Origin of the sequence: Helicobacter pylori SA221C, from assembly GCF_000476855.1 — a bacterium.
Taxonomy (GTDB): Bacteria; Campylobacterota; Campylobacteria; order Campylobacterales; family Helicobacteraceae; genus Helicobacter; species Helicobacter pylori_DK.
Genome location: NZ_CBPT010000002.1, coordinates 19,738 through 42,118 on the forward strand (window position 1 = coordinate 19,738; position 22,381 = coordinate 42,118).

General features: G+C 39.7%; 18 protein-coding genes, 1 tRNA gene and 1 pseudogene. 9 read left to right on the forward strand and 11 right to left on the reverse strand.

Annotated elements, in window-relative coordinates; translation table 11 throughout:
• Window positions 1-82: 82 nt before the first annotated feature.
• Window positions 83-1,060 carry a GMP reductase gene (gene guaC / locus QU01_RS01565; RefSeq protein ID WP_033761827.1) on the reverse strand — a complete coding sequence of 326 codons (978 nt, stop codon included), beginning with the start codon at window positions 1,058-1,060 and terminating at the stop codon, window positions 83-85.
• Window positions 1,061-1,262: 202 nt separating this feature from the next.
• Here guaC and QU01_RS01570 point away from each other — a divergent pair, with 202 nt between their 5' ends.
• Window positions 1,263-2,864 (forward strand): ABC-F family ATP-binding cassette domain-containing protein, encoded by a 1,602-nt coding sequence (locus tag QU01_RS01570; protein ID WP_033761825.1) that lies wholly within the window; start codon window positions 1,263-1,265, stop codon window positions 2,862-2,864.
• Window positions 2,861-3,802, forward strand: a complete 942-nt coding sequence (locus QU01_RS01575; protein ID WP_033761823.1) for a COG2958 family protein — start codon at window positions 2,861-2,863, stop codon at window positions 3,800-3,802. Before QU01_RS01570 ends, QU01_RS01575 begins: the two co-directional genes overlap by 4 nt.
• Window positions 3,803-3,825: 23 nt before the next feature.
• Here QU01_RS01575 and QU01_RS01580 read toward each other — a convergent pair whose 3' ends face one another.
• The gene (locus QU01_RS01580) at window positions 3,826-4,512 is read right to left on the reverse strand and encodes a phosphatase PAP2 family protein (RefSeq protein WP_033761820.1); all 687 of its coding nucleotides are present in this window, start codon (window positions 4,510-4,512) and stop codon (window positions 3,826-3,828) included.
• A gap of 178 nt (window positions 4,513-4,690) precedes the next feature.
• On the opposite strand from QU01_RS01580, the gene QU01_RS01585 reads away from it, so the two are divergent.
• From QU01_RS01585 to thiE, 6 genes and pseudogenes are all read left to right on the forward strand, one after another.
• The gene (locus tag QU01_RS01585) at window positions 4,691-6,289 is read left to right on the forward strand and encodes a type I restriction-modification system subunit M (protein WP_033761904.1); all 1,599 of its coding nucleotides are present in this window, start codon (window positions 4,691-4,693) and stop codon (window positions 6,287-6,289) included.
• Window positions 6,290-6,300: 11 nt separating this feature from the next.
• Window positions 6,301-7,578, forward strand: a complete 1,278-nt coding sequence (locus QU01_RS01590; RefSeq protein ID WP_033761818.1) for a restriction endonuclease subunit S — start codon at window positions 6,301-6,303, stop codon at window positions 7,576-7,578.
• A 1-nt stretch (window position 7,579) separates the two neighbouring features.
• Window positions 7,580-10,579, forward strand: a complete 3,000-nt coding sequence (locus QU01_RS01595; RefSeq protein ID WP_033761816.1) for an HsdR family type I site-specific deoxyribonuclease — start codon at window positions 7,580-7,582, stop codon at window positions 10,577-10,579.
• Between the two features lie 96 nt (window positions 10,580-10,675).
• A pseudogene (thiM, locus tag QU01_RS01600) lies at window positions 10,676-11,454 on the forward strand (hydroxyethylthiazole kinase).
• Window positions 11,451-12,260 (forward strand): bifunctional hydroxymethylpyrimidine kinase/phosphomethylpyrimidine kinase, encoded by an 810-nt coding sequence (thiD, locus tag QU01_RS01605; protein WP_033761813.1) that lies wholly within the window; start codon window positions 11,451-11,453, stop codon window positions 12,258-12,260. Before thiM ends, thiD begins: the two are co-directional and overlap by 4 nt.
• On the forward strand, window positions 12,253-12,912 hold the full coding sequence (gene thiE / locus QU01_RS01610) for a thiamine phosphate synthase (RefSeq protein WP_033761812.1): 660 nt from the start codon (window positions 12,253-12,255) through the stop codon (window positions 12,910-12,912). Before thiD ends, thiE begins: the two co-directional genes overlap by 8 nt.
• An 8-nt stretch (window positions 12,913-12,920) precedes the next feature.
• Here thiE and QU01_RS01615 read toward each other — a convergent pair whose 3' ends face one another.
• The 9 genes from QU01_RS01615 to der form a co-directional block, all read right to left on the reverse strand.
• Complete coding sequence (locus QU01_RS01615; RefSeq protein ID WP_033761810.1) at window positions 12,921-13,658, reverse strand: hypothetical protein; 738 nt, start codon at window positions 13,656-13,658, stop codon at window positions 12,921-12,923.
• Window positions 13,658-14,935, reverse strand: coding sequence for a bifunctional phosphopantothenoylcysteine decarboxylase/phosphopantothenate--cysteine ligase CoaBC (gene coaBC / locus QU01_RS01620; RefSeq protein WP_033761807.1), 1,278 nt, complete (start codon window positions 14,933-14,935; stop codon window positions 13,658-13,660). Before coaBC ends, QU01_RS01615 begins: the two co-directional genes overlap by 1 nt.
• Complete coding sequence (pseB, locus tag QU01_RS01625) at window positions 14,932-15,915, reverse strand: UDP-N-acetylglucosamine 4,6-dehydratase (inverting) (RefSeq protein WP_033761902.1); 984 nt, start codon at window positions 15,913-15,915, stop codon at window positions 14,932-14,934. The genes coaBC and pseB overlap by 4 nt, the downstream gene beginning before the upstream one ends.
• Before the next feature lie 21 nt (window positions 15,916-15,936).
• Window positions 15,937-17,700: an OmpP1/FadL family transporter gene (locus tag QU01_RS01630; RefSeq protein ID WP_033761805.1), complete on the reverse strand. Its 1,764-nt coding sequence runs from the start codon at window positions 17,698-17,700 to the stop codon at window positions 15,937-15,939.
• Complete coding sequence (locus QU01_RS01635) at window positions 17,697-18,314, reverse strand: HP0838 family lipoprotein (protein WP_033761802.1); 618 nt, start codon at window positions 18,312-18,314, stop codon at window positions 17,697-17,699. Before QU01_RS01635 ends, QU01_RS01630 begins: the two co-directional genes overlap by 4 nt.
• A gap of 19 nt (window positions 18,315-18,333) precedes the next feature.
• Window positions 18,334-18,939, reverse strand: coding sequence for an LPP20 family lipoprotein (locus QU01_RS01640; protein WP_001236623.1), 606 nt, complete (start codon window positions 18,937-18,939; stop codon window positions 18,334-18,336).
• Between the two features lie 534 nt (window positions 18,940-19,473).
• A tRNA-Arg gene (locus QU01_RS01645) sits at window positions 19,474-19,550 on the reverse strand.
• 51 nt (window positions 19,551-19,601) lie between these two features.
• Window positions 19,602-19,886 (reverse strand): HU family DNA-binding protein, encoded by a 285-nt coding sequence (locus QU01_RS01650; protein WP_001029077.1) that lies wholly within the window; start codon window positions 19,884-19,886, stop codon window positions 19,602-19,604.
• A gap of 141 nt (window positions 19,887-20,027) precedes the next feature.
• Window positions 20,028-21,416 carry a ribosome biogenesis GTPase Der gene (gene der, locus QU01_RS01655; protein ID WP_033761800.1) on the reverse strand — a complete coding sequence of 463 codons (1,389 nt, stop codon included), beginning with the start codon at window positions 21,414-21,416 and terminating at the stop codon, window positions 20,028-20,030.
• Window positions 21,417-21,492: 76 nt separating this feature from the next.
• Between der and QU01_RS01660 the strand changes: the two genes are divergently transcribed.
• Window positions 21,493-22,362 carry a hypothetical protein gene (locus QU01_RS01660; protein ID WP_033761798.1) on the forward strand — a complete coding sequence of 290 codons (870 nt, stop codon included), beginning with the start codon at window positions 21,493-21,495 and terminating at the stop codon, window positions 22,360-22,362.
• The last annotated feature ends 19 nt before the right edge of the window (window positions 22,363-22,381 follow it).

Here is a 22,381-nt window from a genome sequence, read left to right on the forward strand (position 1 = left end):
AACAAGATGCGATGAAAATAAAGAAAGGATCAAAAAACAACAAAAACCCAAGTCAAAGCAAATCGCTTTTCATTGATCTTTTTTAGATTGTGTCCCCATTGAAAATTGAATTTTTCACAATCACATAATCCACTTTTCGAATCGCTTCAAGGTCTCTCCCACCTGCATAGGAGATTGAAGATTGCAAATCTTGATGCATTTCAACCAGCGTGTCTTTTAATGATCCTTTATGTTGGATCCAAATTTTCTTACCTTCAACATTTTTCCTTTCACCTTTTTGGAACTCTGATGCCGAACCGAAATATTCTTTGTATGCGATACCATTTTCTATTTTTGTTTCTCCAGATGATTCTTCATGCCCTGCAAAAAGCGATCCAATCATCACCATTGTCGCGCCAAAGCGTATGGATTTTGCAATATCCCCATGCGTGCGAATGCCGCCATCTGCAATAATGGGCTTTCTTGCTGCTTTAGCGCACCACCTAAGAGCCGCCAGCTGCCAACCACCCGTGCCAAAGCCTGTTTTGATTTTAGTGATACACACTTTCCCAGGCCCGATGCCAACTTTCGTAGCGTCAGCACCGGCGTTCTCTAATTCACGGACTGCTTCTGGCGTACCAACATTCCCGGCAATCACAAAAGTTTCGGGCAAATGCGTTTTGATGCGTTGGATCATTTCAATGACAGAATTTGAATGGCCATGCGCAATATCGATTGTGATATAGTCTGGCGCTAATCCTTGTTTGGCTAACTCTTCTACAAAAAGATATTCTTCCTTTTTCACCCCAACACTGATGGAACTGATCCACTGGCGTTCTTTCATTTTTTTGACAAACGGGATTCTTGTCGATCCATTAAAGCGGTGCATGATATAGAAATAGCCATTTTCTGCTAGAAATTCTGCGATCGATTCGTTGATGATTGTTTGCATGTTGGCTGGAACTATGGGCATTTTAAACGCATGTTTGCCTAGAATAACAGTCGTATCACACTCTGAACGGCTATTCACGATGCATTTATTAGGAATGAGTTGGACATCTTCGTAATCAAATACTTTCAATGACTTGATCCTTTTTTGCTTTAAAACATTATTTTTACCTTAAATTGAATAAAAAATCAAGAGGAAATGATATAGGCTCGATCAAATTTTGGGCGTCAAAAACCTTATGAATAACCATAATAAGCAAGGGTTACAATATTGCAAAGAAAACGCTACAATAAACTTTCTATAAGTCTGATCACAAAAATAAGGAAATCATAAGATGCTACAAACCATCAACTTAACGCAACGCTATGCGACTAAAAAATTGTTTGAAAACGTGAATATCAAGCTGGATAAAAACAAGCGCTACGGGCTGATTGGGGCTAATGGCGCAGGAAAGTCCACTTTTTTAAAGATTTTAAGCAAGAGCATTGATTGTAGCAGTGGGGAAGTTATCATCACAAGCGGTATGAGAATGGGGGTTTTAGGGCAGGATCAATACGCTTTTGAAGATTTGAGCCTTAAAGATGCGGTTTTGATAGGTAATAAGCGTTTGTATGACGCTATCAAAGAAAAAGAGTGCTTATACACTGAAGGCGATTTGAGCGATGATAAAGTGAATGCGAGATTAGGGGAGTTAGAAACCATTTGCGTAGAAGAAGATCCCATGTATGAATGCGAAGTGGTGATTGAAAAAATCCTAGAAGATCTAGGCATTCCTAGCTATAGGCACAACGATTTGATGAAAACCTTGCCAAGCAGCGATAAATTTAAAATCCTTCTCGCTCAAGTCTTGTTCCCTAAACCGGATATTTTGCTTTTAGATGAGCCGACTAACAACCTGGATTTAAACGCCATTGAATGGCTAGAAAACAACCTCAAACGCCATGAAGGCACGATGGTAGTCATCAGCCATGACAGGCATTTTTTAAATGCGGTATGCACGCATATTTTGGATTTGGATTTTTACAGCGTGCGCGAATTCAGCGGGAATTACGACGATTGGTATATCGCTTCTACTTTGATGATTAAACAGCAAGAGGCCGAACGCAATAAAAAACTCAAAGAAAAAGAGGAGCTAGAAAAATTCATCGCTCGTTTTAGCGCTAACGCTTCCAAAGCCAAGCAAGCCACCAGCCGCCAAAAACAACTGGATAAATTAGACATTCAAAATTTAGCGGTATCTAGCAGGAGGGATCCTAGCATTATTTTTAAACCCAAACGCACCATTGGTAATGAAGCTTTAGAATGCGAAAACATCTCTAAAAGTTATGACGGGCAAATCGTTTTAAATCAAGTGAGCTTGAAAGTGATGCCTAAAGACAAGATCGCTCTCATAGGGCCAAACGGCGTGGGTAAATCCACGCTTTGTAAGATTTTAGTAGAAGAGTTAAAGCCAGATACAGGCGTGGTGAAATGGGGAGCGACCGTTTCAAAAGGCTATTTCCCTCAAAACGTGAGCGAAGAAATCAGTGGGGAAGAAACCTTGTATCAATGGCTCTTTAATTTCAATAAAAAGATTGAAAGCGCCGAGGTGAGAAACGCTTTAGGGAGGATGCTTTTTAATGGCGAAGAGCAAGAAAAGTGCGTGAACGCTTTAAGCGGAGGCGAAAAACACCGAATGGTTTTATCCAAGCTCATGTTAGAGGGGGGGAATTTCTTAGTCTTAGATGAGCCAACCAACCACCTGGATTTAGAGTCTATTATCGCGCTAGGTGAAGCGCTCTTTAAATTTGATGGGGCGCTGATTTGCGTAAGCCATGACAGAGAGCTTATTGATGCGTATGCTAACCGGATCATTGAATTAGTCCCAAGCCCTAAAGGTGCTTCAATCATTGATTTTAAAGGCAGTTATGAAGAGTATTTAGCGGGCAAAAAATGAAACCACGAGATATTCAAATCATTCAAAGCGTTTTAGAGATCACAGGACCGATTAGCCCTACTGAAGTGTATGATAAAGCCAAAGAGCTTTTTGAAAAAGGCGAGATTACAAAAATGTTTGATTATGGGGGCAAAACCCCACACCAAAGCGTTAGCTCCCCTATTTATACAGCCTTAAACAAGGGCGAAGAACTGCCTTTTTTGAAAGTGCAAGAAAACCCAGTTTTAATCGCTTTAAAAGGCGCGGCTAAAGAGCCGGTTTTAAACATAGAAAAGCCCAGCGTTTCAAGCGTTAAAATTGCGCATGAAAGGGATTTGCACCCCTTTTTAACTTACATGGCTTTTCATAATGAAAATTTGAAATGCTACACGAAAACCATTTTTCATGAAGAGAGTTCAAAATCGCCAAAAGGCATGGACAGGTGGCTTTATCCGGACATGGTGGGGGTTAGGTTTTTACATGCTGAATTATCTAATGAAAATTTAATCGCTTTTTCTAAGAAATTTGACACTTTACCCGTTAAACTGGTGAGCTTTGAATTGAAAAAAGAAATCAGCGTGAATAATTGCAGGGAGTGTTATTTTCAAGCGATTTCTAACAGCTCGTGGGCTAATGAGGGGTATTTAGTGGGCCGTCATATTGATACGCATAATTCTAAACTCATGGATTTATTGAAGCGTTTGCATGCGAGTTTTGGGATTGGCGTGATTGATTTAAGAACTGATGAGGATAAAAGCGCTATTTTATTGAACGCTAAATACAAAGAAAAAATTGATTACACCGTGGCTTCAGAGCTTAGCGACAAAAATAAAAAATTCAGCGGTTTCTTAAAAAGCGTTGTGGATTATGACCCGGATTTCCCAAACCGCTATAAAGATGAATTTGATGAGGTTAAAAAGAAAGAGGAGTTATACCCTAACCCATCGCTTTCTTTTTAAAAAACGAGATTTTAAAAAACGCTTTAAGCGGCTTTATAAGGGCGTTTCAAAAACCCCAAATAAAGCGCTAAAGAGCAACACGACCAAGCAATCCCTAATAAAAACCCTCCTAAAACATCGCTAGGGTAATGCACCCCTAAATAAACCCTATCATACGACATTAAAACAATCCAAAAGAGTAAAATAATAGCGCCAATCGTTTTAATGCGATTGTTGGCGTTAGAATAGCATAACAACAACGCCAAAGAGCCGTAAAAAAGCGCTGAAGCTAAAGCATGCCCGCTGGGGAAACTAAAGCCATGCGCAAAAACCAATTCGCCATTGGTTACAGGCCGTGGGCGCGCCACTAAAAGCTTAAGGGATTTTAAGGTGAATTCACCTAATAAGATGCTAAAGAAAAACCACACCCCCAAAGCGATGCGTTTTTGAAACCCAAACCACAAGCCAATGAGTAAGGCTATAGGAGTGGTGAGCTTGCTTTGCGCAAACCATGTGCTAAAAAACACGAAAGAAAGCCACGCGCTCCCTTGAATGGGGGCAGGGTTGCGGATCAAGTCTATAAAAAATAAATCCAATTGTTGCACCCACTCTTTTTGAAAGGCCACCCCACTTATCATTATGCCAAACAAAATAAAAAAGACCACCCCAATAATCCCAAGCGTTTTAGCCGCTTTTTTTTCTCTTACGCTGATTGTTCTGTCAAATACCATTCAAACCCCTTTTAAAAAATGAATTTTAAAAAGGCGATTATAGCTTATTTGCCGCGCAAAACGCATGGAAAATGCAAGGAATAAAAAAATAATATTCTTTGCTATAATGAAACCTTTAAAGGGTGCGCTGACAACGCCAAACAGAACCGCCAATCAAAACACAAAAAAGGGGCTTATTATGGAAAACACCCAAAACACCCAAGCAAACGAGAAAAACAACGGCCATTCATCTTCTTCATTAGAGCGCAACGAATTGCACAACACCATTTGGAAAGTGGCGAACGAATTGAGAGGCTCAGTGGATGGCTGGGATTTCAAGCAATACGTTTTAGGCATTCTTTTTTACCGCTACATTTCAGAAAACATGACCGATTACATCAATAAGCAAGAGCGAGAGATTGATCCGAACTTTGATTACGCTTCATTGAGCGATGAAGAGGCCAAGGGCGCGAGAGAAGGGCTTATTGAAGAAAAAGGCTTTTTCATCCCGCCTAGTGCTTTATTTTGTAACGTGTTAAAAAACGCACCCAATAACGAAGATCTCAATGTAACCCTACAAAACGTTTTCACCGAAATAGAAAAATCCAGCCTTGGCTTTAAATCAGAAGACAATGTCAAAGGCTTGTTTGCGGATTTAGACGTCAATAGCAACAAATTAGGGAGCTCTCATCAAAATAGGGTGGAAAAATTGACTAAAATCCTTCAAGCCATAGGGGGCATGCAATTAGGCGACTACCAACAAAGCGGGATCGATGTTTTTGGCGACGCTTATGAATATTTAATGGCGATGTATGCGAGCAATGCCGGCAAAAGCGGAGGGGAATATTTCACCCCCCAAGAAGTGAGCGAACTGCTCGCTAAAATCACCCTGCACAACCAAGAGAGCGTCAATAAAGTTTATGACCCATGCTGCGGGAGCGGATCATTGCTTTTGCAATTTTCTAAAGTGCTGGGCGATAAAAATGTTTCCAAAGGGTATTTTGGGCAAGAAATCAATTTGACCACTTACAACCTCTGCCGTATCAACATGTTTTTGCATGACATCAATTATTCTAAATTCCACATCGCGCTAGGGGACACGCTTTTAGACCCCAAGCATGAAGACGATGAGCCTTTTGATGCGATCGTTTCTAACCCTCCCTATTCCACTAAATGGGTGGGCGATAAAAACCCTATTTTAATCAACGATGAGCGTTTTAGCCCGGCCGGCGTGCTAGCGCCCCAAAAAGCCGCCGATCTCGCTTTCACCATGCACATGCTTTCTTATCTTTCCAATCAAGGCACTGCTGCGATCGTAGAATTTCCCGGGGTGCTTTATAGAGGCGGTGCGGAAAAGAAAATCAGAGAGTATTTAGTGAAGAATAATTTCATTGACTGCGTGATCGCTTTGCCTGAAAACCTCTTTTTTGGAACGAATATCGCTACTTGCATTTTAGTGCTTAAGAAAAACAAAAAAGACGACACCACGCTTTTTATTGATGCGAGTAAGGAATTCCTCAAAGAAGGCAAGCAAAACAAGCTTAAAAAGCACAACCGAGAAAAGATTTTGCAAACCTACACCGAAAGGAAAGCCATCAAGCATTTTTCGGCTCTAGCAAGCATGGAGCAAATACAAGAAAACGATTACAACCTCTCAGTGAACCGCTATGTGGAGCAAGAAGACACGAAAGAAATCATTGACATCAAAGCGCTCAATTTGGAGATTTCTCAAGTGGTGGGAAAGCAAAGCGCTTTACGAAACAGCCTTGATCTAATCATCAAAGAGCTAGAAGCTTAAAAGGGGCAAAAATGAACAAAATAGAACAATTACTCCAAACTCTAGCGCCTGATGGGGTGGGGTTTAAAACGCTTGAAGAGGTTTTTGAAATTAGAAATGGTTACACCCCATCAAAAAACAATCCTGAATTTTGGAAAAATGGGACTATCCCTTGGTTTAGAATGGAAGACATTAGAGAAAATGGGAGGATTTTAAAAGACTCTATCCAACACATTACCCCAAAGGCTTTGAAAGGTAAGAAATTATTCCCTAAAAATTCTATTATTATTTCTACAACAGCAACGATAGGAGAGCATGCCCTTTTAATCGTTGAGTCGCTAGCGAATCAACAATTCACTTTTTTAAGCAAAAAAGCGAATTGTGATATTGCTTTAGACATGAAATTCTTTTTTTATCAATGTTTTCTTTTAGGGGAATGGTGTAAAAATAATACCAATGTTTCAGGTTTTGCTTCTGTGGATATGACTGCTTTTAAAAAATATAAGTTCCCCATCCCACCCCTAGAAATCCAACAAGAGATCGTTAAGATTTTGGACGCCTTCACAGAATTAAACACAGAATTAAACACAGAATTAAACACAGAATTAAAAGCGCGAAAAAAGCAATACGAATATTATAGAAACATGCTTTTAGACTTTAACGACATTAACCAAAGCCACAAAGACGCTAAAGAAAAATTAGCGCACAAAACCTACCCCAAACGCTTGAAAGCTTTACTCCAAACTCTAGCGCCTGATGGGGTGGGGTTTAGGAAGTTGGGGGAGGTGTGTGAAATAATTAGAGGTAAAAGAGTTACAAAAAAAGAAATACTAGATAAAGGAAAATATCCCGTTGTATCTGGTGGAATAGGATTTATGGGGTATTTAAATGAATACAATAGAGAGGAAAATACAATCACTATAGCTCAATATGGAACCGCCGGATTTGTTAATTGGCAAAATCAAAAGTTTTGGGCGAATGATGTTTGTTTTTCTGTTATTCCAAACGAAACCCTAATAATCAATAGATACCTTTATTATGTATTAACAAACATGCAAAATTATTTATATTCTATTTCAAATAGAAGCGCTATACCTTATAGCATTTCTAGTAATAACATTATGCAAATAACCATCCCCATCCCACCCCTAGAGATCCAACAAGAGATCGTTAAGATTTTGGACGCCTTCACAGAATTAAACACAGAATTAAACACAGAATTAAACACAGAATTAAAAGCGCGAAAAAAGCAATACGAATATTACCGAGAAAAACTATTGACTTTCAAAGCGCTCCAAAACAAGGGATAACATGAATTACGAAACGATCGCAGAAAGCAATGAAAGCACGGTAATAGCGGAATTTCATAGCGATAATGAAAGGAAAAGCGCTTATGAGAGCGAGGCGCAATTAGAAAGGGAATTTATCGCGCTTTTAGAAAAACAAGGCTATGCATTTAAAAACATCCACAATGAAAAAGAATTGAAAGAGAATTTAAAAGAGCAGTTAGAAAAGCTTAATAATCATCATTTCACGCCCAAAGAATGGGACACTCTTTATTCTCAATTCATCGCTAATAAAAACGATGATTACAAAGCCAAAACGAGGAAAATCCAAGAAGATCCGATTTTTAACCTAACCCTTGAGAATGGCAAAACCAAAAACATTAAAATCATTGATAAGAAAAATATCTATAAAAACGCCTTGCAAGTGATCCACCAATACAGCGCTAAAGGGGGGAAATATGCGAACCGCTATGACGTGAGCATCCTTGTGAATGGCTTGCCTTTAGTGCATGTGGAATTGAAAAAAAGGGGCGTGGCGATTAGAGAGGCGTTTAACCAAATCAAACGCTATAAAAGGGATAGTTTTAGCGCCGAAGACGGGCTTTTTGAGTTTGTGCAGATTTTTGTCATCAGTAACGGCACGAGCGCTAAATACTATTCAAACACCACAAGAATGGCGCAAATTGAGAAAAACAACAAGGCCGATACTTTTGAATTCACGAATTATTGGGCGGATAGCAAGAATTGCAATATTGAAGATTTAATGGATTTTACTAAGGCGTTTTTTGCAAAGCATAGCCTTTTGAATGTTTTAACGCGCTATTGCGTTTTTACCAGCGATGAGGTTTTATTGGTGATGCGGCCTTATCAAATCGTGGCAGCAGAAAGGATTTTAGAAAAAATCAAAGCCACGCATAATCATAAAACTTATGGGAAAAGCCAAAGCGGAGGCTATATCTGGCACACCACAGGGAGCGGTAAAACTTTAACGAGTTTCAAAAGCGCGACTTTAGCCAAAGAATTAGAACACATTGCAAAAGTTTTGTTTGTGGTGGATAGAAAAGATTTAGACTATCAAACCATGAAAGAATACGATAAATTCCAAAAAGATTGCGCTAACTCTAACACCAGCACCAAGATTTTAAAAGAACAGCTTGAAAACCCTAACGCTAAAATCATTATCACCACGATCCAAAAATTAGACAAATTCGTTAAATCGCACCTTAAGGGGCATGCGATTTTTAATGAAGAAATTGTGATGATTTTTGATGAATGCCACAGGAGTCAATTAGGCTCAATGCATCAAATCATCACCAAAGCGTTTAAAAAATACCACCTTTTTGGGTTCACCGGCACGCCCATTTTGAAAGACAATTGCGATAAAAACAACCCGCTAGGCACGACAGAGCAGAAATTTGGGAAATGCCTCCACCAATACACCATTATTGATGCGATCAGGGATAAAAATGTCTTGCCCTTTAGAGTGGAATACCACAACACCATTAAAGCTAAAGAAAACATTAAGGATAAAGATATTAGAGCCATTGATGCGCAAAACGCCCTTTTAGACACTAAAAGGATCAAAGAAATCGCTAAATGCATTGTAGAGCGTTTCAATCAAACCACTAAAAATAAAAAATTCAATTCCATTCTGGCATGTCAAAATATAGAAATGCTGAAAAAATACTATCAAGCCTTTAAAGAAGAAAAACATGACCTTAAAATCGCTACGATTTTTAGTTATAGCCCTAATGAAGATTTTGATGCATTAGAAGATGAAAACAATGAAAACACCTCTGGGCTAGACAAAAGCTCAAGGGATTTTTTAGAGGGCGCGATTGCGGATTATAATCAAATGTTTAGCGCTTCTTATGACACTTCGGATCAAAAATTCCAAAGCTATTATAAGGATCTTTCTCAAAAAATGAAAAATCGTGAGATTGATCTTTTAATGGTGGTGAATATGTTTCTTACCGGGTTTGACGCTACTAGGCTTAACACCCTTTGGGTGGATAAAAACTTGAAATACCATGGGCTAATTCAGGCTTTTTCACGGACTAACCGCATTTTAGACAGCGTTAAAACGCATGGGAATATCGTTTGTTTTAGGGATTTGGAGCAGGATTTGAATGCCGCGCTCACGCTTTTTGGCAACAAGGACGCTCAATCCATTGTGTTGTTAAGAAAATATGAAGACTATTTGAAAGGCTATGTTGATGAGAATAAAGAATATGAGGGCTATGAGGGTTTAATCAAAAGGCTTTTAACCGATTTCCCCCTAAAAGAGCCAATCATTTCAGAAAGCCAGAAAAAGGATTTTATCAAGCTTTTTGGCAAGATTTTGAAATTGGAAAATATTTTAAACAGCTTTGAAAATTTCAATAAAGACGATTACATCAGTCCTAGGGATTTTCAAGACTATCAAAGCAAATACCTTGATTTTTACGATGAAATGAGGCCAGAAAAAAGAGGGGATAAAGAAGAGATTAACGATGATTTGATTTTTGAAATTGAACTCATTAAGCAAGTGGAAGTCAATATTGACTATATTTTAAACTTGATTGAAGAGTTCGCTAAAGAGCATCATTTAGAGATCCAAGGCGTTAAAAATAAAATAGAGCCTGTCATTAACTCCAGCATAGAATTAAGGAATAAAAAAGATTTGATCATGGATTTCATTGACCAATACAACAGCCAGGATCAAAAAGTCCATGAATATTTTCAAAGCTATATCCACCAAAAACGAGAAGAGGAATTCCAAAATATCATAGAAGAAAACCGCTTGAATGAAGAAAAAGCCTATTCGTTCATGCAACATGCCTTTGAAGGGGGCGAAATCAGCTTCAGCGGGACAGAATTCCCTAAAATCATTGAAGAAAGACCCTCCATGTTTAGTTCGCGCTATGCAGAGGTGAAAGAAAAAGTCGCTGCAACCCTTTCTCGCTTTTTCCACCGCTTTTGCGATCTCACTAGCGCTATCTTTAAAAAGAATGGGGTTAAAAAAGATGAGGTCAATGAAAAATAGTTCATTTTTTTGAACGCTCTTATATTAAATTTTAAAGACAAGCACCGCCTGATGGATTTTTTTGTAAAATACAAGAAATTTTAAGGAGGTTTTAAAATGTTAAAAGAATTACGCCAAAAACGCCCCTTAGTGCATAATATCACTAATTATGTGGTGGCGCAATTTGTGGCTAATGGCTTGTTAGCCTTGGGGGCATCGCCTTTAATGAGTGATGCGATTGATGAAATGCAAGATTTAGCAAAAATTTCTGACGCGCTCGCTATCAATATTGGCACTCTTAATGAACGCATGATTTTATGCGCTAAAGAGGCTATCAAACATTACAAGGCTTTGAATAAACCCATCGTGTTAGATCCTGTGGGGTGTTCAGCGAGCGCTTTGCGTCATGACACAAGTTTGGAGCTTTTAGAAAGCAAAGGGATTAGCGTTCTTAGGGGTAATGCTGCAGAATTAGGCTCTTTAGTGGGTATTTCTTGCAAAAGTAAGGGGTTAGACTCCAATGATGCCGCCACGCCTGTAGAAATAGTCAAACTAGCGGCTCAAAAATATTCTGTGATAGCGGTAATGACGGGTAAAACAGATTACGTGAGCGATGGGAAAAAGGTTTTTAGCATTACTGGGGGGAGCGGGTATTTAGCGCTCATTACGGGGGCTGGGTGTTTGCATACAGCAGCGTGCGCGAGCTTTTTAGGTTTGAAAAAAGACCCCTTAGATTCTATGGTGCAACTTTGCGCGCTCTATAAACAAGCCGCTTTTAATGCGCAAAAAAAGTGTTGGAAAATAACGGCTCTAATGGTTCGTTCTTGTTTTATTTTTTAGACGCTCTAAGCTTGCCCATAAAGTTAGAAAATAGCCTTATTAAGGAAGAGTGGTGAAAATTTACCCGCAAGTTTTAAGCATTGCTGGCAGCGATAGCGGTGGGGGCGCTGGGATACAGGCCGATTTGAAAGCGTTCCAAACTTTGGGCGTGTTTGGGACAAGCGTGATCACTTGCATCACCGCACAAAACACACAGGGCGTGCATGGAGTTTATCCGTTGAGTGCAGAGAGCGTAAAAGCGCAAATCTTAGCTATTAGAGATGATTTTTCTATCAAAGCGTTCAAAATGGGAGCGTTATGCAATAATCAAATCATTGAATGCGTAGCGGACACTTTAGAAACCTGTGATTTTGGGTTTTGTGTATTAGATCCGGTGATGGTGGCAAAGAATGGGGCCTTGCTTTTAGAAGAAGATGCGATTTTAAGCTTAAAAAAACGCCTTCTACCTAAAGCCAATTTACTAACCCCTAACCTCCCTGAAGTTTATGCGCTTACAAGCATTCAAGTGCAAGACGATAAAAGCGCTTCAAAAGCGATGGGCATTTTAAGAGATTTAGGCGTTAAAAACGCTGTGATTAAAGGGGGGCATACAGAACATTTTCAAGGGGAATTTAGCAACGACTGGGTGTTTTTAGAAGACACTGAATTGATCCTAAACGCCAAGCGCTTTAACACGAAAAACACGCATGGCACGGGTTGTGTTTTATCTAGCTTGATTGTGGGCTTACTCGCTCAAGGGTTGGATTTAAAAAACGCTATCACAAAGGCTAAAGAGCTTTTAACCATCATCATTCAAAACCCCTTAAACATTGGGCATGGGCATGGGCCTTTGAATTTATGGAGCGTTAAAAATCTTGTTTGATGCGGATTGTTTGAAACTCATGTTTGTGGCCGGCTCGCAAGACTTCTACCACATAAAGGGCGGCAAAAACGATAGGATAAACGCGCTTTTAGAGACTTTAGAATTGGCTTTAGAATCTCAAATCACAGCGTTTCAATTCCGCCAAAAAGGCGATTTAGCCTTACAAGATCCTATTGAAATCAAACAATTAGCCCTAGAGTGTCAAAAATTATGCAAAAAATACGGCACGCCTTTTATTGTCAATGATGAGGCAAAACTCGCGCTAGAATTAAAGGCTGATGGCGTGCATGTGGGACAAGAAGACATGGCTATAGAAGAGGTGATAACTTTATGCAAAAAGCGCCTTTTTATCGGTTTGAGCGTCAATACTTTAGAGCAAGCCCTAAAAGCGCGCCATTTAGATCATATAGCCTATTTAGGGGTAGGCCCTATTTTCCCCACACCATCTAAAAAAGACGCTAAAGAAGTTGTAGGCGTCAATCTTTTAAAAAAAATACGAGATAGCGGGGTAAAAAAACCCCTCATAGCGATTGGGGGCATCACGATGCATAACGCTTCAAAATTGCGCGAATATGGGGGTATCGCAGTCATCAGCGCGATCACGCAAGCCAAAGATAAAGCCTTAGCAATTGAAACACTTTTAAAAAAATGAAAATTTTTCTACCCTAGTGTGTCTAATAAGCGCTCTTCAAAGGCAAAAAGCATGGGGGTTTTTTCGCACGCAATTTCCACGCAAGAAAAGCCTAAAAGGGTGTTTTGAGCCTCTTTTAAAATCTCTTTAGTCCTTTGGAGGGTGGTTTTTAAAAAAAGTTGTTTTTCTTTTTCTTTCAAATAAATAACGCCGCTAATTTCGCCTAAATTAGGATAGAGGGCGTAAAAATCAACGCTTTGTTTTTTGGCCTTCATTTGCAAAAAGGCTTTTTTGCGCTCGTTCTGAACCACAAAACTTAAAACCTGCGATTGCAAGCTTAAAAGCATGTTGGCTATATTCAAAAACTCTTGAGAATTTTTAGCATGGACTAATTTTTCGCTTAAAAGTTCTTTGTATTCTTTTAAGGGGGTGCTGTCTTTAGCGCTTAAGATTTCTTTGATTTTTTTCATTTCAAGCCCGGGCAAGTCGTCCAATGCATCTAAGATTTTTGGGGCAGGAACTAAATTTTTAAGCACAATATCGCCCAATTGGTTTCTTTGCATGGTCGCAAAATAGGGCTGATTGATTTTTAATTCCTGTTCGCTTCTGGTGGGGATAATTTTATTACCCACTTGCAAAAGAAAAAGATCTTTATCTTGTTTTTCTAAAACCTTTAAAAGAATGGGTAGGGTAGCGTTAAAATGGTGCGCGGCGTTTTTGGAATGAAGAGCGTTAAGCTGGTTTAGGGCGTTTAGGGCTTCTAGCATTAAAGGGCGTTGTCTTTGATAAAATCAAGGATTTTAAAGCCCGCTTCTAATTTGTTCATAGAAGGGATTTTTTGGGTTTTATGATGGCTAAAAAGCCACAATTCATTCTCTAATGAACCAAAAGGGCGCGAATCTTTAATGAGATTCAAAGCGGCCATGGAGCAATCCTTGCCGTTATCTTTAAAAGGTTTTAAAAGATTTTGAGCGTTTTTGATGGCGTTTTGTTGATTATCTTCGGCTTTAAAACCGATTTTAACGAATTGATTAGGATTGATAGAAGCCAGTAAATCCTTATTTTGAACGCATTCAATATTTAGGGTTTCGCCCAGTTCGCTTTTTTTAAGCTTATGGTTAAAAGAAGTTTTAGGCACATAATCGCTAATGGCGGCTAAATTGAAGAGTAGGGGTTTTAAGGCATGTTTTTGCAGGTTTTTAGCGGCGTTATTTAAGGCGTTTTCATAAGAAGCGGTGTCGCTAACTAAAACGCTTGCGATTTCTTTGGGCAAAGGAGTGGGGAAGCTTGATGCAATCAAAGTCACTTTCGCTCCCTTAAAATATAACGCTAGGGCTAAAGTGCTCGCTTGAATCCCGCTAGAAAGATTGCTGATGACTCTAACGCTGTCAATCTTTTCTATGCTCGCGCCACCCATGACTATGACTTCTCTGTTTTCAAAATAAGCGTCTTTTAAGAGCGTTTGAGAGGCTTTAAAAAGGATTTCTAAAGGCTCAGCCATCGCCCCGTCGCCTTTAGTGTCGCATGCTAAAAGCGCGTTTTTGGTGTCTAAAATAATGTGATTGGAATCTTTCAAGCGTTTTAAATTACTTTGAATGATAGGGGAATTGAGCATGTTAGTGTTCATGCTAGGGGCTAGGATTTTAGGGGAAGCGCAAGCTAAAAAAGTCGCGCTGATGGTATTATCCGCTAAAGCGTGAGCGATTTTAGACAGGCTGTTAGCGCTTAAAGGAGCAAAGATGAGTAAATCAGCACTAGCAGCGCATGCGATGTGGTTATGGTGCAATTTGTTTTGGTGGTTGTAATACCATTTTTCATTACGATCATGCAAGACTTTATGGTGGCTCAAAGCTTCAAAGCTTAAGGGTTTGATGAATTTTTTTGCGCCCTTACTCATCACCACTTGAATACTGGCCCCACTCTTAAACAACAAGCGCGTTAATTCTAGGGATTTATACGCCGCAATAGATCCGCTCACGAGCAATAAAACGCGCTTGTTTTCTAACAATCTTAAGGGGTAAAACAAATCTTCTAAAAAATTCATAGTAATTTTAACAAATCATCAGGCTCTAGCCATTGGTTATTAGTATGGCTGCTGTATTCAAAATCAGGGGCGACTTTTTGGCCTTTTTCGTGGAGTCTGGTGAGCGTGTAATCTTTAGGCGTTTGGAAGCTTATGGTGGGCTGAATGATAAAAAAGTCTTCAAATTCTAGGGCCAAATGGCTCTCATCTTTAGGGATCATCACTTCATGGAGTTTCTCGCCCGGGCGAATGCCTATGATTTTAGTAGGAGTATTAGGAGCTAGGGCTTTGGCGAGATCAGTCATTTTCATGCTAGGGATTTTAGGCACAAAAATTTCACCCCCATGCATTCTTTTCAAGCTTTTAAGCACAAAAGAAACCCCCTCATCTAAGGTGATCCAAAATCGTGTCATGCGGATATCGGTAATGGGGATTTCACTCGCTTGGTTTTGGACTAATTTTTTAAAAAACGGCACCACGCTCCCACGACTCCCCACCACATTACCATAACGCACCACGCCAAATTGCGTTTGAGAAGAGCCTTTAAAGTTGTTCGCACTCACAAAGAGCTTGTCGCTGCACAATTTGGTTGCTCCATAGAGGTTAATGGGGTTAGCGGCTTTATCGGTGCTTAGGGCGATGACCTGGCTCACTTCATTTTTTAAGCATGCGTTAATCACATTGCTCGCTCCCATGATATTGGTTTTAATGCATTCTAGGGGGTTGTATTCAGCGATAGGCACATGCTTGAGCGCGGCCGCATGGATACAAATATCCACGCCCTCTAAAGCGTAATTCAAGCGCTCTAAATCCCTGACATCGCCGATAAAAAAACGCATTCTAGGATCATTAAATTCCATGGCCATTTCGCTTTGCTTTAATTCATCTCGGCTATAAACAATGATTTTTTTAGCGTTGGTGGTGTCTAAAACTTGACGCGCAAAGCGTTTGCCAAAACTCCCAGTGCCACCGGTGATTAAAATCGTTTGGTTGTCTAGCATGTTTTGATGATTTGGCATGTTTTACCAGCGATAGCCTAAGGAAGCGCTAAAGATTCTCAATTGACCAATGGTTGGGGATTGATACAAACTGGAGCGGTTGCTTTTAAAAGTGAAACTTCCCGCTACGCCTAAATCAAAGCCCCTAAAATTGTATTTAGTCCCAAAAGCCACGGTATAGCCATTAGAATCCGGGATACCTATCGCGTCTTGGGGGCTTGGAGCTTGGTCATAATCAATAGCGCCCATCAAACGCAAGCTTTTACCCATGTAAGTTACCCCTAATCTAAAGGTGTTGGTGTCCCTCCAGCCAGCCCCCATGTTCATCACGCTTTTAAAATTCGCTAAGCCTACCATTTTTTTAAGCGTCTCAGAGTCTAGTGAAGCCACTGTTCCGCTCAAGCCCTTGTAAGTGGCGTTCGCAAAATCAGGGGTTACTAAAAATTTATTCCCTTGACTCCAAAAAGTGCGCTCAAACACCCCCTCTATTCTTAAATGGTCTTTAAAAAATTGGTGGGCGTAGGCTAGGCTTAGGGTTTGTGGGAGTGAAACATTGATATTCAAGCTGCCTTTAGTCAAAACGCTCCCTAAAGAAGGGCCAAGCTCTGTGATAGCCACTAGATCGCCTTTCATGTTGAATGTAACTGAAGAATTATACACCACAGAAAACATGCCATGATCAAACACACGCAAACTCGAACCCACTCTATAGCCCCCTGATACGCCTTGCCCGTTGGATTTTTGCACGACTTGAGTCGTGCCATAAAGATTCGCGCTCGCTTTGATTAAGCCACTATAGCCCATGATTTTTTTCAAGCCGTTGTAAAACTCTTGACAGCTCTGATCGTTCATATCCCCACCGGCTTTTTGGCAATTAAGCGCTGGTTGGTAGCCGATATTGCCCAATAAAGTCATCATGTTGCTTGGCACTTGATCGGCAAAAACATTGTTGGGTAGATTTAAAATCTGTTCCGCACTCAAAACCGAAGCGCCCTCTAAAGGCACATAAACGGTGTTATTAAAGCTCCCGGTCGCATAAAGCCCCCTTAAGCCCACGCCCACAGAAAAGCGCTTATTAACAGTATAGCTCATGCTAGGGGCAAGCTCTACCATCATGATAAACACATCATGCAAAAATTCCCCCCCTTTACCATTCCATTTCATGCCCAACCCACTAGGAGCGGTAAAACTCCCCCCAAAAGTGAAGCCGTTATGCGTGCGCGTTTTATAAAAGAATTTGGGTAAAACAAAATTAGTCGTGCCCGTCCAACCATTCACGATTTGAGTATCAGGTTTTGAAGCGAGGGTTACGACTTTTTGATTGGTTAGATTCATAAGCCCTTGAACACGATTGATTGCTTGTGATAAGCCATTAGTAGCGGCTGTGTTGCCAAGCGCTTTAAGGATATTGCCAAGCCCTATAGTGTTGATGATGCCTAAAATATTTTGTTGGCTTTTATCAATTTCTAAACTCGTAACCGAATACAAGCCTTGATTAGTCGTGGGGACTTTAAAGCTAAAGGCCGGAATGTTAATCACGGTGGTGGTCATTTCAAATTCGCTTCTGTTTTCACCCCAATCGTTAGTAAAGCCCATATTCGCTGGGTTATAAAAGGAAGCGTCAGCCCCCCTAGCCCCAGCGACATACGCCGAGCCTAAAGCCGTGCCATTCAGGCTTTGCTCTTGGATTTTAAAGCCATTGGCATAAGAAAGCAAGGGCAGGCTCAAAGCGATTAAATGGCGTTTTTTGAGCTTTTTAAAACAACAAAGTGGGGAAAAGTTTTTCATTGGAGCTCGCTGTCAGCGTTTTCATTATCTTCTAAATCTTGCAAAGAAGGCTCATAGGGTTCAATCCTGATAGCGATTTTTTGAGTCAAATTCTGGAAAGAAATCAAGCCATTTTTTCTTTCATAAAGGATAATTTCCCCGCTTTTTTGAAACCTTTGGATCACATATTCAGGGGTTAAGTGGCGCTTGCCTAAACCTTTAAAAATATCCCTCCCTAAAACAATGTCATCAAACAAATCCCCATAGCTCACTTTACCAAACAAATCCCTTGCAGCAATCCATTTAGCCGAACATTTTTGGCTAAAACAAATGTTTCGTTTAGTCATATAAATATCGCCCACTCTTTGGCTGAGCTTATAAAGGGTTACTTCAATATTATGGTCTTTATCGGTTTTGATTGTGCCGTAATCATAAAAGCGAAAAACCGGCGTGTTAATATAAATGAGCCTAAATTGGCGCAAGGCATTCAAAGTCTCTTCTCTTTTTTTATTGGCTTCTTCTTGTCTGATTTGCTCCCTAGTTTTGGGGGTTTGCTTAGAAAAAGGGTGCTTGGAGCAAGAGACAAAAAAAAGCGTCATGAAAAATAACAAAAAAGTGCTTCTAAAATACCGCATGATTATAGAGTAAGAGGGTTTATCCTCTCGCTCCGCTCAAAATACGATACCAAATCCTGCCGTCTAATTTAAGCTCCATGCTCACTTGACACAAGCCGTCTTTATAGATGGTTTCAGTGATTTCAGCGTTACGAATGAGGGCATTGACTCTGGTTTTAATCACGGAATTTTGTAAAACCATGTCTTTGACGGTGTCTTGAGCGTTCACTCTAATACCATACATTTTTTCACCCAATTGGCGGTAGCCATCAACAATAGCCGCCCGCTTGGCCAAAGCCAAGGCTTGAGAGGGCGAAATGGTGGATTCTGGAGCCACACCCATGCCCACTGCGTTCAATTCAATGACATTATTAGGCGTGAGAATGGGGGTGTTAGGGATAGCGTTAGTGGGATTAGAGCTAATAATGGGTTGATCGTTATTCTCAAGGCGAGGGCTTGGGAGAGGCTGAATGCTCTTTCTAGGGGTGAAATTGGTTGGGGGATAAATGGGGGCTTGCAAGCCATTAGCTGAAGGGGGGATTAACTGAGCGTTAGTGTTACGCTTTTTAAAAAGACTGCAACCACTTATCAAAAGAGAGACAACAAGCAATGAATTAATACCAAAAAAGGCAGTGTGCAAACGCATGGGCATTTTCCTTAAAATGAGTTCATCAAGGCTATTATATCATTTTTGAAGGGATTTGTCATGCGGATATTCTTATTAAGCTTATAAGGCTAGTGAGCTTTAAGTTTAAAGTCTAGGGGGTTATGATTTATTTTTGGCTTTCCTAAAATTTTTAATAGGGATCACTCAATTTTTTAAAAAGGGGGGATTTTAATGGCTTATCGTTTTAAGATTTTATTTGATGATAAAACTCATTTTCTAAGTTTGATTTTTAAATTCATTTTCTTAAGGGGGTAGGAGGCATTTTGAAAATTCCACCCTACAACCCTTAAAACCCCCTAAAGAGCGCTTTCTTAAGAGATTACGGCTTGATTTTATTTTTTTAATTGTAAAAAATGCTTTGAATATTTTTTAAATAAGATAAGAAATAAAATAAAATTTTTTGAGTGCTTTTTAAGGATAAGGTTAAATTTTTAATTTCTTTTAATTACCTTTTTCATCAACAACACAAACAACGACTATTTTAAATCCCTATGATAGTAAAAATAATGCGAGTGGTGTCCTTGGCGGGATTCGAACCCACGACCTTACGATTAGGAATCATACGCTCTATCCAGCTGAGCTACAAGGACATAAGAAAGCAAGAAACTTTATTGATAAGCCCCTTGCTGAGTGGATCAAATTCACTTGCCTTCTTCAACTTTTTGTTTAAGGATTTTGCCGGGTTTGAATTTAGGTACTCGTTTGTCTTCGGTTTTATAAGTTTTATCGCTTCCTGGCACTTTACCTTCTTTGCCTTTTTGCTCTGCGGTTTCAAATTTGCCAAAACCGATCAACTCCACGCTTTCACCCTTGCTTAAAGCTGTCTCTACCGCTAGAGTAAAGGCGCTGATCGCTTCTTCAGCTTCTCTTTTGCTGTTGTATTTACCCGCTTCTTTAACCAAATCAATAAATTCCGCTTTGTTCATGTGGATAACCCCTTTTCTAATAGATGCTAAAACCAAGCGATTCAATCGCCTAGCTTGACTGATTGAGCGGTAATTATAATCAAATCCTAAAGATAAATCAAGCAAAAACGCTTTTTTAAGGGGGTTTAACGCATAAAAAATTTAATTTTGTTGGGCGCTTTTTTTATCTTTAGCGTTAAGGATTAAAGGCGTGCCTAAAAAATTAAATTCTTTCCTTAAGGTGTTGATCAAATAGCGTTTGTAACTGAAATGCAAGGCTTTAGGGCGATTCATTACGAGCGAAATTTGAGGGGGTTTGGTGGCAAATTGCGTGGCGTAATACACTTTCACCAATTTCCCTCCATCGCTTGGCAAGGGGTGTTTTTGGGTGGCTTGAGAAATCACGCTATTGAGTAGGCTTGTGGGAATGCGTTTGGAAAAACACTCATAGACTTCTATGATTTTATGCTTGATCTCATCTATATGGCGCGCTTTTAAGCAGCTGGTTGTGATCACGGGGGCGTATTCTAAAAAGCGGAATTTCCTTTTTAAAGTTGCCATGATCTCTTCATAAGGGGCGTAGCGGATGTCCCATTTGTTTAAAATAAGAATGATGCCTAAAGAGTGTTTATCCGCTAAAGAGCTGATCTTTTCGTCCAATTCCACAAAAGGAGCGCTCACGTCTAAAACTAAAAGCGCGATGTGGGATTTCTCTAAGGCTTTTTGCGTGCGTTCTAGGGCGTATTTTTCAATGCCTAAAATCTTACCCCTATGCCTGATGCCAGCGGTATCCACAAAGCAGATTTTCTGATCGCCTATGAGAATGGTTTCATCTATGGGGTCAATAGTCGTGCCAGCCACGCTAGAAACAAGGCTCCTTTCTTTTTTCGTGAGCGCGTTTAAAAGCGAGCTTTTACCCACATTCACCCTCCCAATGATGCCTACTTGAATGATCTCTTCTTCTTTATTTTCTTCTAAAGCGTTATTAGGGGTTTCTAAGCTTTCTAAAATATCCACATCCAGATCTTGATCTATGATTTGGTTTAAATTCAGTGCGTTCAATACCGCATCAATTAACGCGCTAATGCCCCTATTGTGCGAAACGGAGATGTTAAAACTCTTGGGAATGCCAAAAGAAGAAAACGCATAAGCTCGCTCTTTTTCTTTGTCGTTATCAATCTTATTGATCACTAAAAAGCAGTTAGGGTTGATCTTAAAAACCTCTCTAAAAAGCTTGATGTCTTCATCGCTAGGGATAGACTTGCCATCCACAACGTATAAAATCAAATCGCTCATTTGAGCGGCTTTTAGATTAAGGGCTTTGATTTCTTTAGACAAAAGAGCGTCTTTAGCCATGCCCCCTGTGTCTAGCAATTCCACTTCATGACCATTTAGTGCGATTTTTCGTTTGTTGATGTCTCGTGTAGTGCCTGCAAAATCTGAAGTGATAGCGATCCTTTCTCTAGCCAAGCGGTTAAATAACGAGCTTTTCCCCACATTAGGCTGGCCTAAAATCGCAATGGTTTTTAAAGTTTTAGGGCTTGTATTCATCTTTTTTATCGCTTCAATTTAATCAAAATTAGATTACAATATTATAGTTATTTAAAGCTTAAATAAGGGTCTAGCGTTGTTTTTAGTCAAAAAAATAGGCGTGGTAGTAGTGGTTTTAATGTGCTTTTTAGCTTGCTCGCAAGAGAGGTTTATCCAATTGCAAAAAAAAGCCCAAGAGCAAGAAAATGACGGCTCTAAACGCCCCAGCTATGTGGATTCGGATTACGAAGTCTTTAGCGAAACGATTTTTTTAAAAAACATGGTGTATCAGCCTATAGAGGAAAGAAACGCTTTTTTCCAACTGACTAAAGATGAAAATAATTCTTTTAACCCTGAAACTTCTGTGATTTTGTTGAATGAGCCAAGCGATAATAATGAAAAAAACCCGCCCCTATACCAAAACGATCCCAACAACAACGCTAATAATGAAAAAAGCCCGTTCCTTTACAAAAAAAGAAAAACCAAAAATCCAAAACTCATTGAATATTCCCAACAAAATTTCTACCCCCTAAAAAATGGGGATATTGTGATGAGTAAAGAAGGGGATCAATGGTTGGTAGAAATCAAATCCAAAGCCTTGAAGCGTTTTTTAAAAGATCAAAACGATAAAGATCGCCAGATCCAAACTTTCACTTTTAATGACACTAAAACGCAAATCGCGCAATTTAAGGGCAAGATTTCTTCGTATGTTTATACCACCAATGACAGCGATTTGAGTTTAAGGCCTTTTTATGAATCCTTTTTGTTAGAAAAAAAGAGCGATGATCTTTATACGATAGGGGATAAGGCTTTAGACGCCATTGAGGTTTCAAAGTGTCAAATGGTGTTAAAAAAGCATTCAACCGATAAATTAGACAGCCAGCATAAAGCCATCAGTATTGATTTGGATTTTAAAAAAGAGCGCTTTAAGAGCGATACGGAACTTTTTTTAGAATGCCAAAGTTAGGGCGTTTATTACGACAATT